Raw genomic sequence first — 21,690 nt, forward strand, 5'->3', positions numbered from 1 at the left:
GCGTGCGTTACGGTTTAAAAACCTTTTAAGAATACGTGCGATTATATCAAAAAAACATAAAAACCAAATTTATCGGTAAGAATAGAAAATACGATTTAGTTAGATTTAGGCAGAGTTGCCGCAAAAACCCTAATTTTGGTGTACCGTTTTTTGAATTTTTTATGCGGTAGCAAATTTCTCATTTGCTATTGGTCATGACTATAACGACAACGTGGTTTTATAGCAGTGCTACGACGAATGTATATACAAGGTCGTTAGTCTATAACTTAACGCTAAAACAGATTATTGGGCTGGGTTTTTCCAAAGTGCCTTTAGCCATTAGACATACGAACAAATTTTACTTTTGGACACCCCTACAAATTTTATCAGTGCAAGGCTGATGACTTTGTAGCTTGATTGATTTTTGCAAAATTTGCTAAAATTTCGCTAGATCTATCAAAAAAGGTCGTATCGTCGCTTAATCCGGTAACTCAAACCAGGTGTAACACGAACGGGCAAGTAGCTAAATTTTGCAGTTTTAAATCTCTAAACGCACGAGATAAAGGGACAAAGTTGCCGAATTTTATTTCGCTTAAAATTGACAAAAACGTCAAATAGCCAAAATCCGGCATAAAATTAGCATTACGCCAAGCTCGCTCTAACCAAAATCGGCAACCGATCCAAAACAGATAAATTTGCGAGTATCAATCGTCGCATCCTTCTAAATTTTGCGCCTGAGCGGCGAAAAACGTATCGCTGTGGATGTTTTCAAAAGCAGCCTTTAGCGAGACGAAAAGCTTTGGATTTTGCTTTTCCAAATTTGCCAAAAGCTCTTTGGTTTCGGCTCTAGCGTGAGGCATCTTGATATCAAATCGCATCGCAGGACACGCCTCGTCGCCGATAACCGTAAGCCCGTTTCGCACGGCGTTTTCGCGCAGCTGCCTTTCGCGCACGAATATAAACGGCCTGATAACCTCGATCCCGTTTGCCGCGACGTATTTTGGAGCAAGCGTTCGCAGCGCGCCGTTATAAGTAAAATTCATAAAAAAGCTCTCGACCGCGTCGTCGAGATGGTGGGCGATGGCGAGCTTGTTAAAACCGTGCTCGAGCGCGTAGGTGTAGAGATAGCCGCGCCTCATACGCGAGAAAAAGCTGCAAAAGCTGGAATTTTTGCGGATCTTGTCCTTGGATATCTCAAAGATCGAGCTATCGATTACGTCGTGCTCGATGCCGTGCTCGGCACAGTGGCGCGTGAGGTATGCGTAATCCTCGCCCATGCCGTAGCTTAGCGTCACGGCCTTAAACTCAAATTTTTCGGGCGTGACGTTTTGCATGTGTTTTAGCACGTGCGCGAGCGCGAGGCTGTCCTTGCCGCCGCTAAGACCGAGCAAAATTTTATCCCCGCCGCGCACCATACGGTATCTGGCGTTGGTCTGCCCGACCTGGCGCAGCAGCCGCTTGCTAAGCTCTATCATAGTCGCTCGATCATCGCGAGCATGAACTGCGCGCTCACGTTTGCCGAGTCTTGCAAAAATTTATCGAAGTCAAACTCCGCGCTGCCGCCCGCCTCGTCGCTGATGGCGCGAAGCACGAAAAACGGCACGCCAAGACTCTCGCAAACCAGCGCCACGCTAGCACCCTCCATCTCGGCCGCATCGGCTTTGAAGGTCGCTTTTAGCCACTCTTTTTTAGCATTATCGCAGATAAACTGATCGCCCGTGGCTATGATGCCGCCTTTTAGCTCGATGCCTTTTTCGGCCGCGACGCTAGAGGCTAACGCGTTTAGTGCGTCGTCGCTTTTGATAAAAACACTGGTCTCGGGTACGTAGCCATGCGGGTGCCCAAACGCCGTGATATCGACGTCGTGTTGCACAAGGCTAGTCGCATAAAGCATATCGCCGATTTTTAAATTTGGATTTAGCGCGCCTGCGACGCCGGTAAAAAGTAGCTTGTCGGCGCCAAATTTCTCGATCATAGCGCTTGCGGTCAGAGCGGCGTTTACCTTGCCGATCTTAGAGTAGGCGATCACAAGCTCTTTGTCGCTGAAATTTGCGAGGTAAAATACGTTATTTGCGTGCTTAACCTCTCTGTAATCCTTGATACGCTCAAGCAGAGGAGCGACCTCCTCGCGCATCGCGCCTAAGATCGCTATCATTTAAGCTCCTTTAAAAGCTCTTCAAGGCTGCTAAGATCGGTGACGCTAAATGTCGGCTTCTCGGTGATTTTTTTGTTGATGCCTTTTAGCACGCTACCGCCAAACTCCACGAAAATATCGACCTCGTTTTCGATACTTTTGATGCTTTGTTTGTATAAAACGGGGCTAACGAGCTGGGCTTTTAGTAAATTTAGCGCTTCATCTTTCGTGCCGTAAGGCTTCGCCGATGCATTTGAAACGACCGGGTCAAATTTAGCTGCCAACGCTGGCTCTAGCTGCGCCGTTAGTTTCTCGCTAGCGCTCTTTAAAAGCGGGCAGTGGCTAATGACGGACATGTTTAGAGGCAACACACGCTTAGCGCCTGCTTCTTTAAACGCCGACTCAAATTTGGCGATGTCCTCTTTTAGTCCCGCGATCACGATCTGACCGTCGCAGTTGTAATTCGCGGCGTAAATTTGACGACCGTCCGCTTGCGCATTTTTGCAAATTTGCTCGACCGTCTCGTCGCTAAGACCCAAAATAACGCTCATCGTTACGTCTTTGCCCGCGCAGTCCTCTTGCATAAATTTACCGCGCAAATTTACGATCCTAAGCGCATCAACAAAATCAAACGCGCCGCTAACCGCAAGCGCGCTAAACTCGCCCAAAGAGTGCCCAAGCGCAAATTTAGGCTTTAAATTTACGCTTTGCTTTAGCGCGAGATAGCACATAAGCGAGTTTAAAACAATGGCCGGCTGGGTAAATTCGCTCCTATTTATAAGGTCGTTTTCGTTGAAAAGTAGATTTGAAAAGTCGATTTTTAGGCTATCGCTTGCATTTTGTAAAAGCTCGGCGGCCAGGCGGAAATTTTCGTAAATTTCCTTACCCATACCGACGCTTTGCGAACCTTGACCGGGAAATATAAACGCTGCTCTCATCTAGGCTCTTCTCTTAGTGGCAGCCGCATCCGTCGTCGCCGTGGTGATGACCGTGGTCATGATGTCCGTGTCCGCAGCAACCGCCCTCGCCGTGATGATGGTCGTGATCGTGCCCGCCGCATCCGCATGCGTGAGCGCCGGCCACCATGCCCGTAGCTATCTCGTCTTCGGTAGCATCGCGTCTGTCGAAAATTTGAACCTTAAACTCCAAATCTTTGCCTGCGTAAGGGTGGTTAAAGTCAACTGTCACGTCGTCCTCGCCGATAGATTTTACTATTACGCGTACGCTCTCGCCGTGCTCGCCTTGACCGAAAAGCTCCATACCCTCTTTTAGCTCTATGCCCGCAAATTGCTCTTTAGGTAGCATTTGAACGGCGCTAGAGTCGTACTCGCCGCAAGCTTGTACAGCCGGGATAACGATAACCTTCGTTTCGCCTTTGTTTAGTTTTAGAACCTCTTCCTCTAACTTCTCAATGATGTGACCGCGACCCGTTAAAAAAGAAATCTCTTGCCCTACTTGCATATTGGACTCTAAAATTTCGCCTGTTTTTGCATCTTTTAGCTCATAAAACATAGCTATAACTTGTTCTTTCACGTTTTTCTCCTATTTATGAAAATAACGTGATTATATCGTTAAATTTATTAAAAAAGTTTTAGTTTCGAGTAGGTGCGGCTTTGGCTTCTTTGCTGTCGGGATAGCCCAGTTTTAGCGCTTTGTAAAATTTATTTGCGCTTGCCGTGTCTTTTATCTTATCAAAGCTGATAGCCGTATGATAAAGAAGCTTTGGGGTATAGTCGGCTTTGTCGTATAGCTGAATACTCTGCTGGTAGTATTTTATAGCGTTGTTGTAAGCTTTTTGCTGGTATGCTATCTCACCGAGATAAAAATTTGCCATTGCAGGCTTATGATCTTTGTTCAAAAGATACTCGTATCTAGCCTTTGCGTCGTCGAGTTTACCTGCGTCAAATAGCTTTTTGGCTTCGTTTACTACATCTTGATTTTTTTGTTTAGTGAAATCAGTCTTTGGAGTTTGCGGCTCGGCGGCTGGACTATTGATATCTACCGGCTTGTCTTCATCGTTTTTTTTTGTGGTAGTAGGCGCGGCGTTGCTCTTATCTATCAAAGCACCCATATCCTTAAGGGCTTTGGTGATTTTAGCATTATTGGCTTCTTGTATTTTTCGACTTTCTTCTACGTATTTTTTAAGCTCGTCAAAATCGCTTTTTGCGGTAGAATTTCCGTCATTTCCCTCAAGATCGTTTAGTCTTTTTTCTATCCTAGATATTCTTGAATTTAGCCCGTCTAACACGCTTTGTAAGCCTTCTAGGCGCTCTTGCATAGCATTTAAATTTGACTCGACGTCGCCCATATTTCTACTTAAATTTTCTACGTTTTGTTTGTTTTTTAGAAACGTTTTTTCATTATCAGTCAAACCATATGGACTAGAACTATCTAAATTTCCAGCATCAAATACCGAAATTTCATTAGAAGCAGAATAAGAAAGCGTGACTCCCGCAAAAAGAGCCACGATAGTTTTTAAATTTGTCATAAATCTAAATTATGGAAGAACTTTAAATTCAGCGCGTCTGTTTTGAGCGTCGCAAGCCTTTGATTTATCTGTGCAAACGGGATTGCTTTCGCCGTAACTTACAACCATTATTCTATCTGCGTTAACGCCCTGTTTTACTAGAGCGTCTTTGGCAGCTTTCGCTCTTTTTAGACCAAGCGCATAGTTGTACTCATCGGTACCCCATTCGTCGCAGTTACCTTCTACTTTTACAGAAAGGCTTTGAGCATCCGCTTGATTAAACAAGCCTGCATTTGTATTGATAACAGGCTGCATATCGCCTTTGATATTAAATTTATCAAAGTCGAAATATACAGTTTGAACTTGACCTTCGATGCTTGAGATTAACTGTTGTAATCTCTCGCTATCGCTCATCATATTATCGCTTGAGTTCATACCGCTCGTATTTTGATTAGCATCGGCGCTCATATCAACTTCAGGGGTTTTAGAGCTACAACCGCTCAACAATAAAGCTGCCACAGCAGCAGAAGCTAAAACTACTTTTTTCATTTTCATCCTTTTTATAAGATTTAATCGCTATTATATCATAAAATTTACTAAATATTACCAATCAATCGACTGAATTTTACCGATTTTTAATGGAAATTGAAAACTTTTGTTCTCGTTCACGCGAATTATGCCTAAAGAACTCTGCCCGCCGAGCTCTTTTATAAACACTACGCTTTGTCCGTCGCTAGAAAATCTAGGATACAAATTTTTTCCGCTTGCGGTAAGCTGTCTAATATAATCGGTTTGAGTAGAAATCATATAGATATTAAAATCCCTCGTGCCAAAGCTGCTCTTGCCGTCTTCTCTACTTGAATAAACTATATAGTTTTGATAAGTGCTGACGGAGTTGTTATTTTTACCGTGAAAAACCATCTGTTCAAAACCGCTTCCGTCAACATTTTGAGCAAAAACATTTGGATAGCCGAGCCTATCTGAAACAAAAACTACGCGCCTATCTCCGTCTACGAAATTACCGTTAACGTCGATACCGCTGTAGTTTGTTATCTGTGATAACCTTCTTGAATTTAAATCATATATATAGATATCAGGCTGGTCTTGAGGCGCCATAGTTAGCAAAATTTTATCGCCGTTTTGACTAACGTCGGAGGCTATAAGCATACCGCCCTTACTATCTAAAACTTTAGTTTTTTGGCCGCTTGCGACGTCATATCTATAAAGAACTAAATTTTTACCGCTGTAATCAGAGTAATAAAACGCTCTCTGGTCGGCTCCTATCCATTTAGGAAATATATTCAGGCCGCCGCGTACAAGCACTTTTTGATAGGTTAGAGTATAGTCGGCTATAACGATCTCGCTTTGTTTTGAGCCTGTTCCCTTAGCGAAAATAATAAATTTCTCCATCCAATTAACCGGAGGCATTTTCAGCTCGTTAATAAGCTCAACTATCGCTTTATGCGCGATAAACGGATACTTTGCTCCGTCGTTCATATTGTAAACTTTCTCATACTGGGCCGTTGCCGTTTTGGCATTTATAAGCTTAACCCTTAAAGTAAGAGGCGAATTTGGCGAGCCTTCAAGTGCATATCTAAAAATTAGTTGTGCGCCCTTTTCGCTCATAACGTTCGTATTTGAGTCGCCTTCATAGCTACTTGCGACATACTCGTCCACGACCTCAAAATCAGAGCTTACCTTTAAGTCTCCAAGCATAATTTTGTGAAATTTGCTCTTAAAAGCCTGATCGCCGACGGCCGTTGTGGCGTCTTGAAGCACGATTTTTGGTAGGGCCATACCCTTGTTGACGACCGAGATAGTGGCATCAACGGCAAAAAGCCAACTGGCAAAAGTAAGAAAAAGTAAAATTTTCTTCATTGTTCCTCCGTTATTCTAGTTTGTCTTGCAGTTTAGTTCCGAGCCTAACAGCTCTGCCTATCTGAGTAGGCGGCGGGAATTTCTCAGAAGTCATACGTTCCAAGAAATCTCTAACTTTGTCGTTAAATTCGCTATTATACGATAACTTTTTTATATCATAACTAAACGATCCGTCAATGTCGATGACGATCTCAACCTCCGCTTCATCGCTAGAATCAGCTTTATAAGCGCTCCATCTACTCTGCAAAAGTCTGCTGATCATGCCAAAATATTCGTTATATTCACCCGTCATTTGCGACTTTGGAGTTTTGGCAACCTGATCTAAAGTAAGCGCATTAATTACATCGCTAGCCTTTTTTTGCTGGCTTTTTATTTGGACTTTTTCTGGTTTTTTGCGACTTTGCTCTTTGGGTTGTTCCTTCTTTTTAGCAACCTTGTCCTCTTTTAGTTTAGAGGTATCAATACTGCCGAACAGATCCTTTAAATTTGGCTCTTCAACTTTTTTTTCTTCAGACTTTGGCGGTACAGGATCAGGCTCAGGCGGCTTGTTAGTGGTATCAGGTTTAGGTTCTTCTTTTTTAACCTCTTCCTCTTTTTTTATAGGCTGGGGTTTTTCCTCTTTTACGACCTCTTTTTTAGGCTCTGGTGCTTTTACGGTAACATCCGGTTCACGCTCGACTATCATGATATCCATAAAGGCATCTTTGGTATCGGTATATTTTTTCGGCTCTTCCTTAAAATATGTAAGCTTGATAAAAATACCGATTATTATGCAAAAATAAAGAAAAGCTGACAGCACAAAGTAGCCGGAAGTATTAAATTTGAGATCAAATTTATCCATTAGTCTGAAGCGCTACCTTTGTAAAACCAGCGTTTTTTACGCTTTTTAAAACAAACATTACATCGTCATATATGAGACTTTTATCGGCCTTGATGTAAACGGGCGAATTTTTATCGTATCTTGCTCCGATGAGTACGATGTTATCAGGAAGCTCGCGCAAATCCATAGTGCTTTGATCTATCCTAACCTTTTTTGTAGCATCCACGATAACGGTTAAATCCTTTTTTTGGGCTGAAGAGGCTTTGGTCTTTGAGCCGTCCGGTAATAAAATTTGTTCATCGTAAACAATGGTAGGCGTAGTAACCATAAGAATCGCCAGCAGAACCAGCATAATATCCACGAGCGGAGTTATGTTTAACTCTGGGGTTTCGTCAAGATTTATCATTGATCTTCTTTAAGCGTTACGAGAATATCCACCTCTCGCTTAATCACGCCCATAAGCTCGTAAGCTTTCCTCTTGATAAGCAAGCTAAACGTGTAAGCAGGTATCGCTACGAATATACCCGCTCCGGTTGCCACTAGCGCCTCGCTGATGGCGGGGGCTATAACGTTTAGGGATGAATTTCCGCCGCCTTGTCCAAGCTGAGAAAAGGTCTCCAAAATAGAAACAACCGTACCGAAAAGTCCGATGAAAGGCGACGTAGAAGCAACTATACTAAGCCAAGTAATACCGCTGGTCGCATTTCGCTCAGCGATACTAACGGCGACCGAGAGCTTTTCTCTAGATATCGAGCCGCTTACGAACCGCTTTAAAATGGATTCATTTAAAACATGTTTAGACCCGCCCATTAATAACGACTCAAGAGCATTTTGTTCTTTTTTTTGCCATGACCTAAGCCCTGCCATACGAGAAAACAGTATAGTAAGGCTTATAATGAAATAAAAAGAAAGCCAGCTAAGCACGAATATAGTAATAAAACTACTTCTAGATAAGTAGTTTAAAAAAATATCAAGTCCAGCCACTATCTTGCCCGAGCCATGCTGTCTAGTTTTGCCACAGTAGCAGCCATAGCGTTGTTCTCACTACTCATACCGGCAATTAAATCCTTTGCCTTTTGCAATGAATTTGCTATCTCGCTCTCAGAATTTCCCGACACGTGAACGGCGCCGTCGGCAAGGATGGTCGCCTTGCCCTCATTTATCTCGGCATACCCCCAGTTTATCGCGACGGCATCATGGCTTTTATCTTCGCTCTCGATGTCTATAACGCCAGCCTTTAAAAGCGAGATAAGTGAGGCGTGTCCGGGCAAAACCCCAAACTCGCCCTCACTACCCGGCAAAACCACGCTTTTAATATCGTTTGAAAACACTAAACCCTCAGGCGTAACGATTTCTAAATGTAATTTACTCATTACTTTTCCTTTAAATTTAGGCTTTAAGTTTCTCAGCTTTCGCTATCGCTTCGTCGATGTTTCCTACCATATAAAATGCGTTTTCAGGCAAATCGTCGTATTTTCCTTCCAAAATTCCCTTAAAGCCGGCGATATTTTCCTCAAGGCTTACGTATTTACCGGGACTTCCCGTAAACACCTCGGCAACGAAGAACGGCTGAGATAAAAATCTCTCAATCTTTCTAGCGCGGTCGACGGTAACTTTATCTTCTTCGCTAAGCTCGTCCATACCGAGGATCGCGATGATATCTTGAAGGTCTTTATATTTTTGTAAAACCGCCTGTACGCCGCGGGCCACTTTATAGTGCTCGCCGCCTAAAATTTGAGGATCGAGCATTCTTGATGTCGAATCAAGCGGGTCAACCGCAGGATAAATTCCTTTTTCTGCAATAGCTCTGTTTAGAACGGTAGTCGCGTCAAGGTGCGCAAAAACGGTCGCAGGAGCCGGGTCGGTAAGGTCGTCCGCAGGAACGTAAACAGCCTGAACCGACGTGATCGAACCTTTTTTGGTTGATGTGATTCTCTCTTGGAATTTACCCATTTCACTCGCCAAAGTCGGCTGATAACCAACGGCTGACGGAATACGTCCAAGAAGCGCCGACATCTCAGCGCCAGACTGAGAGAAACGGAAGATGTTATCAATAAACATCAAAACGTCAAGTCCCATCTCGTCGCGGAAGTACTCGGCCATTGTTAGACCTGTTAGGGCGATGCGGTTTCTTGCTCCCGGCGGCTCGTTCATCTGACCGTAGCACAAGGCAACTTTATCCAAAACGTTACTCTCTTTCATCTCGTGATAAAGGTCGTTTCCTTCGCGCGTTCTCTCGCCGACGCCGGCAAATACAGAATAACCGCTGTGTTTAAATGCGACGTTGTGGATAAGCTCCATGATAATAACCGTCTTACCGACGCCGGCACCGCCGAATAGTCCGACTTTACCACCCTTTGCGTAAGGAGCCAAAAGATCAACTACTTTGATGCCTGTTTCAAAAATTTCACTCTTCGTACTTTGTTCTTCAAATGGTGGAGGATCGCGGTGGATAGACCATTTTTTGTCAAATTCTACACCCTCACCCTCGTCGATCAAATCGCCGACGACGTTAAAAATTCTTCCCAAAACTTTTTCGCCGACCGGGACACTAATAGGTGCACCAAGGGCTGTAGCCTCAAGGCCTCTAGTTAAGCCTTCACTCATGTCCATAGCGATAGTTCTTACGCGGTTATCGCCAAGATGCGCGGCAACCTCTAGTACGAGTCTATTTTGCTTGCCCTCAACCTCGAATTTTACTTCGAGGGCTTCGTTAATCTTGGGTAAATAATCCGCGAAATCGACGTCGACTACCGGACCCATTACCTGAGAAATGATACCTTTCATCCATACTCCTTAATTATTTCATTGATTCGACGCCACTGATGATCTCGATAAGCTCAGTGGTGATAGACTCTTGGCGAGCCTTGTTATACGATAGTTTTAGCTGTGCGACGCGCTCTTTAGCGTTGTTAGTCGCGTTATCCATCGCCTGCATTCTAGCGCTATGCTCGGCCGCAAGGCTATCTACTAAAGCATAATACATACTATACTCGAAATACTTCGTAAGCAGTTCGTTTAAAATTTTACCGTCGTCGCTCGGCTCAAATTCCATCAAAGAATTCGTCTCGACTTCGACGAGTTTCGGCGGCTCGACCGGCACGATGTCGTTTATGCGAATTTGCTGAGAGATCATGTTATTGTAGCCGTTATGTACCAAAATAACTTTATCAGTCGCGCCGCTTATAAAGTCGTCTATCGCGTCTTTTATGATATTTTGAGCTTTCTCATAGGTAGGAGATGAGCTCACGCCGACATATTTCTCAAGCAAATTTATACCCTGGAAGCTAAAAAATTCTATACCTTTTTTACCTACCGCGCGAAGTCTTATCTTTACTTTTTTTGCCTTAAATTCGTTAATCATATTTCTAACGGTTTTAATAGTCTGAATATTAAAACCGCCGCAAAGCCCCTTGTCTGCGGTGACGAATATAATATCGACCTTCTCGATATTCTCCTTAACGTCGAAAAATTTACTCTCGGCGTTTACGGAGCGATATTGGTTGATCTTATAGGCGATTTCAGATAAAACTTCGTTGATCTTGAGTGCATAAACCCTAGAGTGACGAGCTGCTTCTTCAGCCTTGCGAAGTTTGGCCGTAGATACCAGCTTCATCGCGCGCGTCGTCTTTTGGGTGTTTTGGACGCTCTTGATCTTTCGTTTTATATCTTTTAAATTTGACATATTCTAGCCTTAGTTAGCGGCAAACGTCGCTTTAAAGTCTTTTAGCGCCTTATGCAAAAGCTCCTCGATCTCTTTGTCAAGTGCTTTTTTGGTTCGAATTTGCTCGAAAATTTCAGGATACTTCGCCTCAATATAAGGATAAAGCTCAGCTTCAAATTTTGTAACGGCTACGGTCGGAATATCGTCTAAATAGCCTTTTGTACCGGCAAAGATGATAACGACTTGCTTTTCAACGGCGAGCGGGCTGTAAGGAGGCTGTTTTAGCACCTCGACCATCCTTTGACCGCGCTCAAGCTGTTTTCTCGAGCTCTCATCAAGGTCACTAGCAAACTGCGCAAACGCTTGAAGTTCGCGGTATTGTGCTAGGTCAAGTCTTAATGTTCCCGAAACTTGCTTGGTTGCCTTTATCTGAGCTGCGCCGCCGACGCGAGAAACCGAAAGACCGACGTTGATCGCAGGGCGGATACCTGAGTTAAATAGATCGGACTCAAGGAAAATTTGACCGTCGGTGATAGAAATAACGTTTGTCGGAATATACGCCGAAACGTCGCCAGCTTGCGTCTCGATAATAGGAAGAGCGGTCAGAGAACCTGCGCCTAGCTTATCATTTAGCTTAGATGCGCGCTCTAGCAAGCGAGAGTGTAGATAGAAAACGTCGCCTGGATAAGCTTCACGACCCGGCGGTCTGCGAAGAATCAAGCTCATTTCGCGGTATGCGACGGCGTGTTTTGAAAGGTCGTCATAGATGATTAGGGCGTGGCGAGAGTTATCTCTGAAATATTCGCCCATAGTTACGCCCGCATAAGGAGCTAGGTACTGAAGCGCAGCAGCGTCGGAAGCGCCGGCATTTATCACGATAGTGTACTCCATAGCGCCGTACTCTTCAAGCTTTTTAACGACTTGAGCGACAGTTGATTGTTTTTGTCCGATCGCTACGTAAATACAAATAACATCTTGACCTTTTTGGTTGATGATGGTATCTATAGCAACTGTAGTTTTACCAGTTTGGCGGTCGCCGATAATGAGCTCGCGTTGTCCGCGGCCGATCGGCACTAGCGCGTCGATAGCCTTGATGCCCGTTTGAAGCGGTTCGTGAACGCTCTTTCTAGCCATGATACCTTTTGCTTTTTCCTCAACGAATCTAGTCTCGCTAGCTTCGATCGGGCCTTTGGCATCTATCGGCTCGCCGAGCGAATTTACGACACGGCCTATCAAAGCATCGCCGACAGGGACGCGTAAAAGTTTAGCTAGGCGTTTTACGCTCGAGCCCTCTTTGATACCGTCCGTTTTACCCAAAATAACGATACCCACGCTACTTTCCTCTAGGTTTAGAGCCATGCCTTTTTCGCCATTCTCAAACTCGACCATCTCGCCAGCCATAACGTTTTTTAGGCCGTAAACGTTAGCAACGCCGTCGGCTACGGATATAACCTTGCCCGTCTCATTTACATCGACGTTAAGGCTGAAATTTTCAATCCTTTCCTTAATGATGGCGCTGATTTCATCTGCTTTTATTTTTGCACTCACGCTTTTTCTCCTTTATATTGCTTTTAATATGTATTCGCTCATTTGGGCTTTTAGCCTATCTACCGAAAAGCTAGCCTCTACGCCCAAATCGTCTAGTTCGATCTTGATACCGTTGTAATCGCTTTTTACTGGCTCTAAAATGATTTTTGCGTTAAATCTCTTAGAAAAGCTGCTTTCAAGCTCTGAAATTTGAGCCTGGCTGATCTGCGAGCCGCCGTAAATTTTGCCGTAAAAAACATTGTCCATTTTTGATTTTTGCGCTAGAAGCTCCGAAACGATATCAGGCAAAATATCAAGTCTTTTGTTTTCGCCGAGTAGCTTTATGAAATTTACAAATTTCTGATCCGCCTCACCGACTAAAGATAGAACGAAATCCGCTTTTTGGCTATTTTTTAAATTCGGCGAAACGATGATGTTTTGAAATTTTTCATTTGCGAATGCGTTTGCGATTTCTTGTAACTTAGCGGTAAAGTTATTAAACTCATCTTTGCTAAGGTCGCTAACTAGAGCTTTTACGTATTTTTTTGCTATAAGTTCTTTCATCAGCCGACCCTTTTAAGCATGATATTGATAAGCTCGCTTTGATCCATTTTAACGCTGTCGCTTGCGAAGATTTCATTTAAAATTTCGCCCACGACGGACTTAACCATGCGTCTTTTTTCAAATTCTTTTTGATCTTGGAAGCTTTTTTCCAAATTTGCAACCTCTTGCCTAGTCTCTTCTTTGATGTGCTCAGATATCAAAACAGCCTCTTTTCTAGCGGTTTCTACTAGGCTAGCGGCATTTGCTTTAGCCTCTTCTACTCGTCTTAGAGCATCGTCTTTTTTAGCTTTTGAATCTTTTAGTTTTTGCTCGATACTATCAAGCCTTGCCGCGATACCGGCGATTCTTCCCTTATAGGCGTTCTTGATAGGGTTTGCTATAAAATAATACAAAATAGCGGCAAAAACAATAAAATTTACCGTTCTAGGTACGATGTCGTATCCGCCGTCCGCCATCAAAACAAAAGGACATAATAAAAGTAAAATTTTGCTTTTCATAGTTAAATCCTTGCGAGTTTTGCTTTTAAAGCAGCTTGAAGTTCAGGCAGTTTTTGCTGCAAATCAGCTCTAAAATCGCTCTTTTGAGCGTTTAAATTTTGGATAAAAGCATCGTAATCAGCCTCCAAAACTTCGCGCTTTTCGCTGACTATCTTAGCGGCCGCCTCTTTTGCGGCGTTGATAGCCTCTTGCTTGATTTTGCCCGCCTCGCTTCTTGCGGCGGCTATGAGCTGTTCTATTTGCGCTTCGTATACGCCAAGATCGCTCGTATTTTTACTAGCGCTCTCTTCGTCGTTTTTTATCGCATCGTTTCTAGCGTCTATAAATTTAAGTAGAGGCTTGTAAAGGATGGAATTTAAAACAGCGATAAGCCCTAGAAAAATAACTGCCGTTAGGACGACTAACGGCAAATTAATTTCCAACATCAAATCTCCTTAAAGTTTAATATTTTCTTAAGCATAATAAAATCGTGCTTATTTTACAAAAAAAAAGGATAAAACAAGCTAAATTTAAAGAAATATTTTTATTTTATCTTGTTTATTAGCCTATCGATATCCGCTACATCATCAAATTCGATAGTGATTTTTTTGCCTTTTATTTTAACAGGCATGTCAAATTTAGAAAAAATATCTTTTAAATTCGCTAGTCTTTCAAGATATCTTTCATCTAGCTTAAGCGCTGTTTTAGACGGCAATTTATTTTTTAAATTTTTTACCAAATTTTCCGTTTCGCGCACGCTAAGGCGCTGTCCGATGATGGTATCGACCGCCGTTTTTTCGTCGTTTGGCTCAAGGCCCACGATGACTTTAGCGTGCCCTTGCGTTAGTTTGCCTTCTTTTATATACTCTTGCGTCGCGGTGCTAAGGCTCAAAAGCCGCATCGTATTTGTTATCTGAACCCTGCTTTTGTGGATGATGTTTGCGAGCCCATCCTGCGTGATTTTATATTCGTCTATGAGCTCTTTATAAGAATTTGCAAGCTCGATCGGATTTAAGTCTTCTCTTTGGATATTTTCTATGAGTGCCAGCTCGCGCAGGCTTTGGCTCTCGATGTCGGCGACTATAGCCTTTATCTTGCTTTCGCCTAGCATCTTAGTCGCGCGAAATCTCCTCTCGCCCGCGATCAGCATATATCCGCCGTCTTTTTCTATGACGATGATAGGCTGAATGAGCCCGTGCCTTTTGATACTTTCGCTAAGCTCTCTTAGCGCGGTCTCGTCGAAATTTTTACGCGGCTGATACGGGTTTTCTACGATCAAGTCCAAGTCGATATCTTTTACCATATCGCTGTTGCCCTCGTTTAGCTCGGCTTTGTACGCAAGCTCCACATCGCCCAAAATCGCCTCTAGTCCGCGCCCTAGTCCACCCTTTTTAGCCATCTTTTATCCTAAAATACAGCAAGCTAAATTTTGATAAGCTACCGAACCGGGCGATTTTATATCGTATAAAATCACAGGCTTACCAAAACTAGGACTTTCGGCGAGCTTTACGTTTCTAGGCACTATAACAAAGCCGTCGTCAGTCTCTTTACTCTTAAAAAGCTTATCTTCAAAATGCTGCTTTAAATTTGCGACCGTCTCTTTTGCTAGGTTATTTTGCGAGCTGTACATCGTCGGCAAAAAGCCTTTTATCGTTAGTTTTTTATTGATCGTTTTTTTGATTATTTTTACGGTATTTAATATCTGCGCCAAACCCTCTAGCGCGTAAAATTCGCACTGGATCGGGATAATCACGCTATCGCTAGCGCTTAGCGCATTTACGGTGATGCTGCCTAGGGCGGGAGGACTATCGATGATGATAAAATCGTACTGCCCCTCGACCTCTTCGATCTTACTTTTTAGGATTTTTTGATAGTCTTTATTTTGCTCGCTTAGCTCTTGCTCGATGCCCACCAGACCGATATTTGACGGCGCTAGAAAAAGCGTCGGGATTTCGGTTTTTAGCACGATTTGCGAGAGTTTTTTACGACCCGTTAGAACGTGATAGATATTGTACTCGTAATCGTTTCTGCTAAAGCCCATTCCCGTCGTTGCATTTGCCTGCGGATCAATATCGATGAGTAAAACTTTTTTTTCGGCGACGGCTAAGGATGCGGCTAAATTTACCGCCGTAGTCGTCTTTCCGACGCCGCCTTTTTGATTTGCTATGGTTATAACTTCACACATATTTTTTTCCAGATTTTGTTTTGATTTATTTTACAAAAAACTTACTTTGTATAAGTTTAGTTTGCGCTTTAAATTTTCTGAAAGATTTTCGCGGCGCATACGCCGAGCGTTTGTTTAAAATTTAATAAATCTACCTAAGAGAAAAAACCCTTCGTCCGCCTATATCCAAAGAGCCGTCGGGTAGGAGTTTGGCGTCTTTGAGCGCTACCTCTTCGCCCTCAAAGTGCGTGATAAATTCTCTTGATTTTCCAAATTCGCTCTCAAATTTTTTAAAAACCTCCGCCCAAGACGGAGCTGTTTGCAGCCTCTTGCAAAACTCCCCGACCACGGCGCTAGGACTCGCGTCTATATCTAAAATTCCGGCGTTTTCGGGCGCGTTTTTCAGATTTATACCCATGCCGCAAACGTAAATTTCGCCAACCCTCGTCGTCAAGGTTCCGCCTATTTTTTTATCGCCGACGTAAAAGTCGTTCGGCCATTTTAGCCAGATTTTTGAGCCGCGAGCCGCGAGAACTTCGCGCATTATCACCGAAAAGTAAATCGACGCCGACTCGCCTTTTAGATCCTCAGGCAGCGCCGTCTCGCTCATGCAAAACGAAAAAAATAGATTGCCCTCCAGCCCGCTCCACGCGTTGTTTCTGCTGCCTATGCCTTGCGTTTGCTCCTTTGCCACTAGCGCAAAAGGCGGCCGTATTTCGCCGTTTCGCAGTCCTTCGACTAAAACTTTTTGCGTAGAAGGGACGCTATCTGCAAACTCTATTCTCAAATTTTATTCCTTTTAAATTTTGGTTCATTTTACATTGCCAGCGCATTAGTATCGTTAAATTTACAAGGCAAGCTTCGCTCGGCTCAAATTTACGACACTATATCGCCGATGCCAAGGCGCTTGCCGTTTAGATACGCGCTAGCGTCCACGGGTTTTTTGCCTGGCTCTTGCACCGTCTCTATGCATAAAGCACCCTCCCCGCACGCGACGTAAATGTAATATTTTCCGTCAAATATGATTTCGCCGGGCCTTCGGCGCTCGTCTTCGCGTCCACTGAGATATTTTAAATCCAAAATTTTTAATCCGCTAGCTAGATAGATCCCCGGCCAGGGCGTTAGTGCGCGAAATTTATTATAAATTTGCCGTGCGCTCTCCTCAAAGCTAAAAAGCCCGTCAGATTTTGCGATTTTTTTGCAGTGCGTAGCCTGTGCGTCATCTTGCTTGATCGGCGTCAAATTTACAAAATTTAGCAGCACTCGCACGATCAGCTCGCCCGCCAAATCCCCAAGCTCGCTAAACAGCTGCGCCGCCGTTTTATCCTCGCAAGGCGTGTAGGCAAAATCAAGCATATCGCCCGTGTCAAGCCCTGCATCCATCAGCATCGCCGTCACGCCCGTCTGCTTTTCGCCCGCCAAGATCGCGCTTTGGATCGGGCTTGCACCGCGGTATTTAGGCAGGATCGAGGCGTGCAAATTTATACAAGGCGCGATATCAAGGACAGCCTGCGGCAAAATTTTACCGTATGCGGCAACCACGATGAAATCAGGTTTTAAGTCTTTTATCTGCGCTGCAACCGCCTCGTCTTTTAAACTCGCAGGCTGAAAGATTGGCACGGCGGACAGATGCTGCTGCGCATAAACTTTAACCTCGCTCGGAGTTAAAATTTGCTTCCTGCCGACAGGCTTATCGGGCTGCGTAAAGACGGCCGCGATCTGAAATTTCGCCTCAGTAAGTGCGCGCAAAATTTTAGCCGCATATTCGGGCGTTCCCATAAAAACTATCTTCATTCTTTTCCTTTAAATTTAGCCACATCACGGTGCGAGCCGAATTTACGCCATGCTTACCTAGCGTAATATAAATTTTGCGCAAATTGCAAAACCGATAATCTGCGCTGTGCGCAAGGTAAAATTTATACGCATCGCACAAACCAAACCCTGCGCAAAAGGCCGTATCATTACCGTTTTTCGCGCTTATTTAACGGCGGATTGATTTTTATCCTCGGATCCGTCCGGCCAAGGCCAAAAAGCACACGAATCTTCGGACCAATAAATTTTTGCAGACAGTTTCGCTCCCAGCTCATCAAGGCTAATCTTGCCGTCATGATTAGCATCGAGCCTCTTAAATTCCGAGCCTGAGCGCAGATTTAGCTCTACTCTCAGCCCGGACGGCACCTCGCTCGCCATCCACTCCTGCAAGCTCAGCGCGCCGTCGCGATCCTTATCATTAAAGTCCATAAACTTCAGCACCGGATCGGCGGGATCGCAACAATACGCGCCGAAACATAAAAATACTAGAATAAAAATTTTATTCATTTCGCCTTCTTAAATTTTATCTTTTTGCGGCGTTTGCGAGCGATAAACATAAAATTTACCCACATATTCGGACGTGCTTAAGGCCCGCGTTCGCAAAAGCCCTATGCGGCGCGCTTTTAGCGCAACCTACAGCTCCTTTTTAAGCAGCTCAAGCAGGTTAAATTTTAGCTCGTTTATGTTTTGTCCAGTAGCCGAAGATATCGGCATCACGAAAAACGGCTTAGAGGCGTCAAATTCATAAATATCTTGTTTAAATTTCATCTCGCCAGCCGTGCCCGCAAGCCCCAGATGCGACAAAAACGCGTCAAATTTTTCCTGCAAATTTTCGGCCGCGTCCGCGCGAGTTAGAGCGATCGCGTAATCTCTTTTTGCAAGCTCGCCGGAAAACTTCGCCGTCTCGGCCCTCAGCACGTCAAACTGCTCCTCAAGGCTGCGGTAGTTCGCAAGATCGAGCATAAAAAGTAAAATTTTAGTGCGCTCGACATGTTTTAAAAACTGCACGCCAAGCCCGCGCCCTTCGCTAGCTCCCTCAATGATACCAGGAATATCGGCCATGACAAAGCCGCTATATTCGTCAACCTCGACGAGACCTAGCTTTGGCGTAAGCGTGGTAAACTCGTAGTTTGCGATCTGGGGTTTAGCGTTTGAAACGGTCGAGATTAGCGTGCTTTTACCCACGTTCGGAAAGCCTACGAGCCCCACGTCTGCGATGAGTTTTAGCTCTAGTCTCACTTCGCGCGTTTCGCCCTCTAGGCCTTTTTGCGCGTATTCGGGGGCTTGATTGATCGAGCTTTTAAAGTGCACGTTGCCAAGCCCGCCTTTGCCGCCTTTTAAAAATAGCTCGCGCTGCCCCTCGCTAGTTAAGTCGCAGAGCAGCTCGCCCGTCTTGGCATCTAACACCGCGGTGCCAGGAGGCACGATGAGCTCGAGGTGCTCGCCTCTTTTGCCGTACATCCTGCGCCCCGTGCCCGCTTCGCCGTTTTGCGCACGCATAGTCTTTTTGCCTTTATACGCCGCCAGCGTGTGCGTGTTTTTATCGGCGACGAAATACACGTCGCCACCGTCGCCACCGTCGCCACCGTCTGGTCCGCCTAAAATCACGTGCTTTTCGCGGCGAAAGCTCACCGAACCGGCCCCGCCGTGACCCGAGCTTAGGGTTAAATTTACACTATCTATAAACATTTTTTGCCTTGGTTTTTAAATTTTATTTCATTATTTTCGGTTTGTTATTTTGCAAAATTTTCGGATTATATCGGTTTATTGATTAAAATTTGATTTGCCGCAAAGCTTAAACGATTTGCCATGCGCCGTTATTTATGCGGATCGTTTGCGGTAAATTTTCGCGGCTTGGATCAAATTTCAGGATTTGACGAATAGCGCGGCGGTCGTTTCTAATACGAGATTTTTTGATAAATTTTAAATCTTTTCTAAGCAAGTTGGGACAGCGAAGCCGTTTTGAGCGAGAAAAGCTTTTAGATTTCATGAAAATTGAGCTATTTTAAAAAAGGGGCTTTCGCCCCGAAGGTCGCGCGGTAATTACGCAGCAGGATAAACAGAAACTTTTTTTCTATTTTTATCTAGTCTTTCGAATTTAACAAAACCGTCGATTAGCGCGAAAATCGTATGATCTTTGCCTAGACCGACGTTGCTGCCCGCGTGAGTAGCGGTACCGCGCTGGCGGATGATGATGTTGCCCGCGCGAACGAATTCGCCGCCGAATTTTTTAACGCCTAAGCGTCGTCCGATACTATCTCGGTTATTCTGGGTTGAGCCTTGACCTTTTTTGTGTGCCATTTCTTATCTCCTTAAGCTGCGATACTTACGACTTTTACGCGCGTAAACTGTCTTCTAAAACCGCGTTTTAGTTTTGAGTCTTTGCGTCTGCGTTTTTTGTAAATAACGACTTTTTTATCCTTGCCCTCGTTTACGACTTCAAGAACGACTTTCGCACCCTTTACGAACGGCGCGCCTACCTTTACTTCACCGTCGTTTACGCACAAAACGTCCGTAATCTCGACTGATGATTTTGCTTCAGCACTGAAATGGTCAAGCTTAAGATATTCGCCTTCGCTGACGCGATACTGCTTGCCGCCGTGCTTAAATATAGCGTATTTTGACATACTCTACCTTTCTAAATTTGGTAAGACCAAAAAGCGCTTTTGGATTTCAAAAGACTTGGGGAGCTTTGTTGGTTGTAAGAGACGGATGATACCTAAAAATTTATAAATTTTGGTTTAATGTCCTAGCTTTTAAAATTTTGTCCGCCAAGTTTTTAGGTCGCGCGCAAAAACAAAAATCCTCCTTAAACTTTCCGTCGTAGCGTAAAATTTAACCTCCTTTTAGGTATAATCGCCCAAATTTAAGCAAATTTGAGCCAAAACGCTCGGCAAGATAAATTTAGGACGAAAATGGCAGGCGAAGACCAAGAAAAAACCGAAGAACCCACCTCCAAAAAGATCGAAGACGCGCGCAAGGACGGCAACGTCCCCAAAAGCCAAGACCTAGCCGGCTTCGTCACGCTCGCGGTCGCGATCTTCGTTGTAGTGGCGCTTCTTGGCTTCATCGGCGATCAGTTTTTCACGCTATATAACTACTATCAAAGCCTCATCGGGCAGGAGTTTACGCGCAAGCTACTCTTTAGCGTCGCGATCACGACGATATTTCGCACGCTGCTCATCATCCTGCCTATCGCCGTTTGCATCGCGATCGCGGGCGTCGTCGCTAATCTCATGCAGTTTGGATTTATATTTACGACCAAGCCTTTGGAGCCGAATTTAAACAAAATCAATCCGCTAAAAGGGCTCAAAAATCTCTTTTCGCTCAAAAAGCTGATAGACGGCATCAAAATGGTGCTCAAGGTCACGGCGGTTTTTACGGTCGGATTTTTGATGTTTTTTAGCTTCATCAAAGAGTTGCCGCATACGCTGTTTTTCTCGATGGCGACGCAACTAGCGTGGCTAAAAGAAAAGATGCTGATTTTAGCCGCCGTGATGCTCATCGTGATGTTTATCATCGGACTTCTTGACGTACTGATCGTGCGTTTTCAGTATTTTCGCGACCTAAGAATGAGCAAGCAGGAGATCAAGGACGAGTACAAGCAGATGGAAGGCGACCCGCAGGTAAAAGGCCGCATCCGCCAGCTGCAAATGCGAGCCGCGCGCAACAGAATGATGCAAAATATCCCGCAAGCAGACGTTATCATCACCAACCCGACCCACTATGCCGTCGCCCTTCGCTACGATAAAACAAAGGAAAAAGCGCCGGTGATCCTCGCTAAAGGCGTGGATTTTCTAGCGCTTCGCATCAAGCAAATCGGAGTGCAAAACAACGTCAAAATCGTCGAAAATCCGCCGCTAGCGCGCGAGCTATACAAGATGTGCGAGGTAAACGATATGATACCTGCTGAGCTCTTTCGTGCCGTCGCCGAGGTGCTAAGCTTCGTTTATATGAGCGACAAACAAAAATTCGGCGATAGGCTGAAGTGAAATTTAAATTTGACCTTTTGACTGTAAATTTAAAGCCGAATTCGGAGTCAAATTTGCGCCGCTCAAATTTGGATAAATTTCAGAATTTTACTCGCCGAGACCCGAATCTTTAAAATGCCAAATTTGGTTTTGTCAAATTTAGCGCTGTGTACTTAATCTTTCTTGTTAAGGGGGAAGGGGCTTGAATTACGAAGTCGCTCCCTTCCCCCTTAA

Annotated in this window: 26 protein-coding genes; 1 reads left to right on the forward strand and 25 read right to left on the reverse strand. The window is 44.4% G+C overall.

Annotated features, from left to right (window positions below; all coding sequences use genetic code 11):
- Positions 1 to 683 precede the first annotated feature (683 nt).
- The 25 genes from Q0218_RS08740 to rplU form a co-directional block, all read right to left on the reverse strand.
- Complete coding sequence (locus tag Q0218_RS08740; RefSeq protein WP_297968761.1) at positions 684 to 1,454, reverse strand: ATP-binding protein; 771 nt, start codon at positions 1,452 to 1,454, stop codon at positions 684 to 686.
- Positions 1,451 to 2,134 carry a 5'-methylthioadenosine/adenosylhomocysteine nucleosidase gene (locus Q0218_RS08745; RefSeq protein WP_297968763.1) on the reverse strand — a complete coding sequence of 228 codons (684 nt, stop codon included), beginning with the start codon at positions 2,132 to 2,134 and terminating at the stop codon, positions 1,451 to 1,453. The genes Q0218_RS08740 and Q0218_RS08745 overlap by 4 nt, the downstream gene beginning before the upstream one ends.
- Entirely contained in the window at positions 2,131 to 3,051 is a 921-nt protein-coding gene (gene fabD / locus Q0218_RS08750; RefSeq protein ID WP_297968765.1) for an ACP S-malonyltransferase, read from the reverse strand. Before fabD ends, Q0218_RS08745 begins: the two co-directional genes overlap by 4 nt.
- Before the next feature lie 13 nt (positions 3,052 to 3,064).
- Complete coding sequence (locus tag Q0218_RS08755) at positions 3,065 to 3,646, reverse strand: peptidylprolyl isomerase (protein ID WP_297968767.1); 582 nt, start codon at positions 3,644 to 3,646, stop codon at positions 3,065 to 3,067.
- A 58-nt stretch (positions 3,647 to 3,704) separates the two neighbouring features.
- A complete protein-coding gene (locus tag Q0218_RS08760; RefSeq protein ID WP_297968769.1) occupies positions 3,705 to 4,601 on the reverse strand; it encodes a tetratricopeptide repeat protein in 897 nt (298 codons plus the stop codon).
- Positions 4,602 to 4,610: 9 nt separating this feature from the next.
- Entirely contained in the window at positions 4,611 to 5,129 is a 519-nt protein-coding gene (locus Q0218_RS08765) for an OmpA family protein (RefSeq protein ID WP_297968770.1), read from the reverse strand.
- A 54-nt stretch (positions 5,130 to 5,183) separates the two neighbouring features.
- Complete coding sequence (gene tolB / locus Q0218_RS08770; RefSeq protein WP_297968772.1) at positions 5,184 to 6,458, reverse strand: Tol-Pal system protein TolB; 1,275 nt, start codon at positions 6,456 to 6,458, stop codon at positions 5,184 to 5,186.
- 10 nt (positions 6,459 to 6,468) lie between these two features.
- Positions 6,469 to 7,299, reverse strand: a complete 831-nt coding sequence (locus Q0218_RS08775) for a TonB C-terminal domain-containing protein (protein WP_297968774.1) — start codon at positions 7,297 to 7,299, stop codon at positions 6,469 to 6,471.
- The gene (locus tag Q0218_RS08780; RefSeq protein WP_295144909.1) at positions 7,292 to 7,684 is read right to left on the reverse strand and encodes a biopolymer transporter ExbD; all 393 of its coding nucleotides are present in this window, start codon (positions 7,682 to 7,684) and stop codon (positions 7,292 to 7,294) included. The genes Q0218_RS08775 and Q0218_RS08780 overlap by 8 nt, the downstream gene beginning before the upstream one ends.
- Positions 7,681 to 8,262 carry a MotA/TolQ/ExbB proton channel family protein gene (locus tag Q0218_RS08785; RefSeq protein WP_295144906.1) on the reverse strand — a complete coding sequence of 194 codons (582 nt, stop codon included), beginning with the start codon at positions 8,260 to 8,262 and terminating at the stop codon, positions 7,681 to 7,683. Before Q0218_RS08785 ends, Q0218_RS08780 begins: the two co-directional genes overlap by 4 nt.
- A complete protein-coding gene (gene atpC / locus Q0218_RS08790) occupies positions 8,262 to 8,651 on the reverse strand; it encodes an ATP synthase F1 subunit epsilon (RefSeq protein WP_297968776.1) in 390 nt (129 codons plus the stop codon). Before atpC ends, Q0218_RS08785 begins: the two co-directional genes overlap by 1 nt.
- Positions 8,652 to 8,667: 16 nt before the next feature.
- A complete protein-coding gene (gene atpD / locus Q0218_RS08795; protein ID WP_297968779.1) occupies positions 8,668 to 10,065 on the reverse strand; it encodes a F0F1 ATP synthase subunit beta in 1,398 nt (465 codons plus the stop codon).
- Positions 10,066 to 10,078: 13 nt separating this feature from the next.
- Positions 10,079 to 10,963, reverse strand: coding sequence for an ATP synthase F1 subunit gamma (gene atpG / locus Q0218_RS08800; RefSeq protein ID WP_009494955.1), 885 nt, complete (start codon positions 10,961 to 10,963; stop codon positions 10,079 to 10,081).
- 9 nt (positions 10,964 to 10,972) lie between these two features.
- Positions 10,973 to 12,490: a F0F1 ATP synthase subunit alpha gene (gene atpA, locus Q0218_RS08805; protein ID WP_297968781.1), complete on the reverse strand. Its 1,518-nt coding sequence runs from the start codon at positions 12,488 to 12,490 to the stop codon at positions 10,973 to 10,975.
- A gap of 12 nt (positions 12,491 to 12,502) precedes the next feature.
- Positions 12,503 to 13,033: a F0F1 ATP synthase subunit delta gene (locus tag Q0218_RS08810; protein WP_297968783.1), complete on the reverse strand. Its 531-nt coding sequence runs from the start codon at positions 13,031 to 13,033 to the stop codon at positions 12,503 to 12,505.
- Positions 13,033 to 13,530, reverse strand: coding sequence for a F0F1 ATP synthase subunit B (locus tag Q0218_RS08815; RefSeq protein ID WP_297968785.1), 498 nt, complete (start codon positions 13,528 to 13,530; stop codon positions 13,033 to 13,035). The genes Q0218_RS08810 and Q0218_RS08815 overlap by 1 nt, the downstream gene beginning before the upstream one ends.
- A 2-nt stretch (positions 13,531 to 13,532) precedes the next feature.
- Entirely contained in the window at positions 13,533 to 13,955 is a 423-nt protein-coding gene (locus Q0218_RS08820) for a F0F1 ATP synthase subunit B' (protein WP_297968787.1), read from the reverse strand.
- Positions 13,956 to 14,053: 98 nt separating this feature from the next.
- A complete protein-coding gene (locus tag Q0218_RS08825; protein WP_297968789.1) occupies positions 14,054 to 14,908 on the reverse strand; it encodes a ParB/RepB/Spo0J family partition protein in 855 nt (284 codons plus the stop codon).
- Positions 14,909 to 14,911: 3 nt separating this feature from the next.
- Positions 14,912 to 15,694 (reverse strand): AAA family ATPase, encoded by a 783-nt coding sequence (locus Q0218_RS08830; RefSeq protein WP_295144882.1) that lies wholly within the window; start codon positions 15,692 to 15,694, stop codon positions 14,912 to 14,914.
- A 130-nt stretch (positions 15,695 to 15,824) separates the two neighbouring features.
- Positions 15,825 to 16,460, reverse strand: coding sequence for a biotin--[acetyl-CoA-carboxylase] ligase (locus Q0218_RS08835; RefSeq protein WP_297968792.1), 636 nt, complete (start codon positions 16,458 to 16,460; stop codon positions 15,825 to 15,827).
- Positions 16,461 to 16,549: 89 nt separating this feature from the next.
- Positions 16,550 to 17,467, reverse strand: coding sequence for a methionyl-tRNA formyltransferase (gene fmt / locus Q0218_RS08840; protein ID WP_297968794.1), 918 nt, complete (start codon positions 17,465 to 17,467; stop codon positions 16,550 to 16,552).
- Positions 17,468 to 17,650: 183 nt separating this feature from the next.
- Positions 17,651 to 17,992, reverse strand: coding sequence for a hypothetical protein (locus tag Q0218_RS08845; RefSeq protein ID WP_297968796.1), 342 nt, complete (start codon positions 17,990 to 17,992; stop codon positions 17,651 to 17,653).
- A gap of 126 nt (positions 17,993 to 18,118) precedes the next feature.
- Positions 18,119 to 19,174 (reverse strand): GTPase ObgE, encoded by a 1,056-nt coding sequence (gene obgE / locus Q0218_RS08850; protein WP_297968798.1) that lies wholly within the window; start codon positions 19,172 to 19,174, stop codon positions 18,119 to 18,121.
- 354 nt (positions 19,175 to 19,528) lie between these two features.
- Positions 19,529 to 19,786, reverse strand: coding sequence for a 50S ribosomal protein L27 (gene rpmA, locus Q0218_RS08855; protein WP_002943616.1), 258 nt, complete (start codon positions 19,784 to 19,786; stop codon positions 19,529 to 19,531).
- A gap of 11 nt (positions 19,787 to 19,797) precedes the next feature.
- The gene (gene rplU, locus Q0218_RS08860; RefSeq protein ID WP_002947447.1) at positions 19,798 to 20,112 is read right to left on the reverse strand and encodes a 50S ribosomal protein L21; all 315 of its coding nucleotides are present in this window, start codon (positions 20,110 to 20,112) and stop codon (positions 19,798 to 19,800) included.
- Positions 20,113 to 20,400: 288 nt separating this feature from the next.
- Here rplU and flhB point away from each other — a divergent pair, with 288 nt between their 5' ends.
- Entirely contained in the window at positions 20,401 to 21,477 is a 1,077-nt protein-coding gene (gene flhB, locus Q0218_RS08865) for a flagellar biosynthesis protein FlhB (RefSeq protein ID WP_297968801.1), read from the forward strand.
- The last annotated feature ends 213 nt before the right edge of the window (positions 21,478 to 21,690 follow it).

The sequence above is a fragment of the uncultured Campylobacter sp. genome, assembly GCF_938039245.1.
Taxonomy (GTDB): Bacteria; Campylobacterota; Campylobacteria; order Campylobacterales; family Campylobacteraceae; genus Campylobacter_A.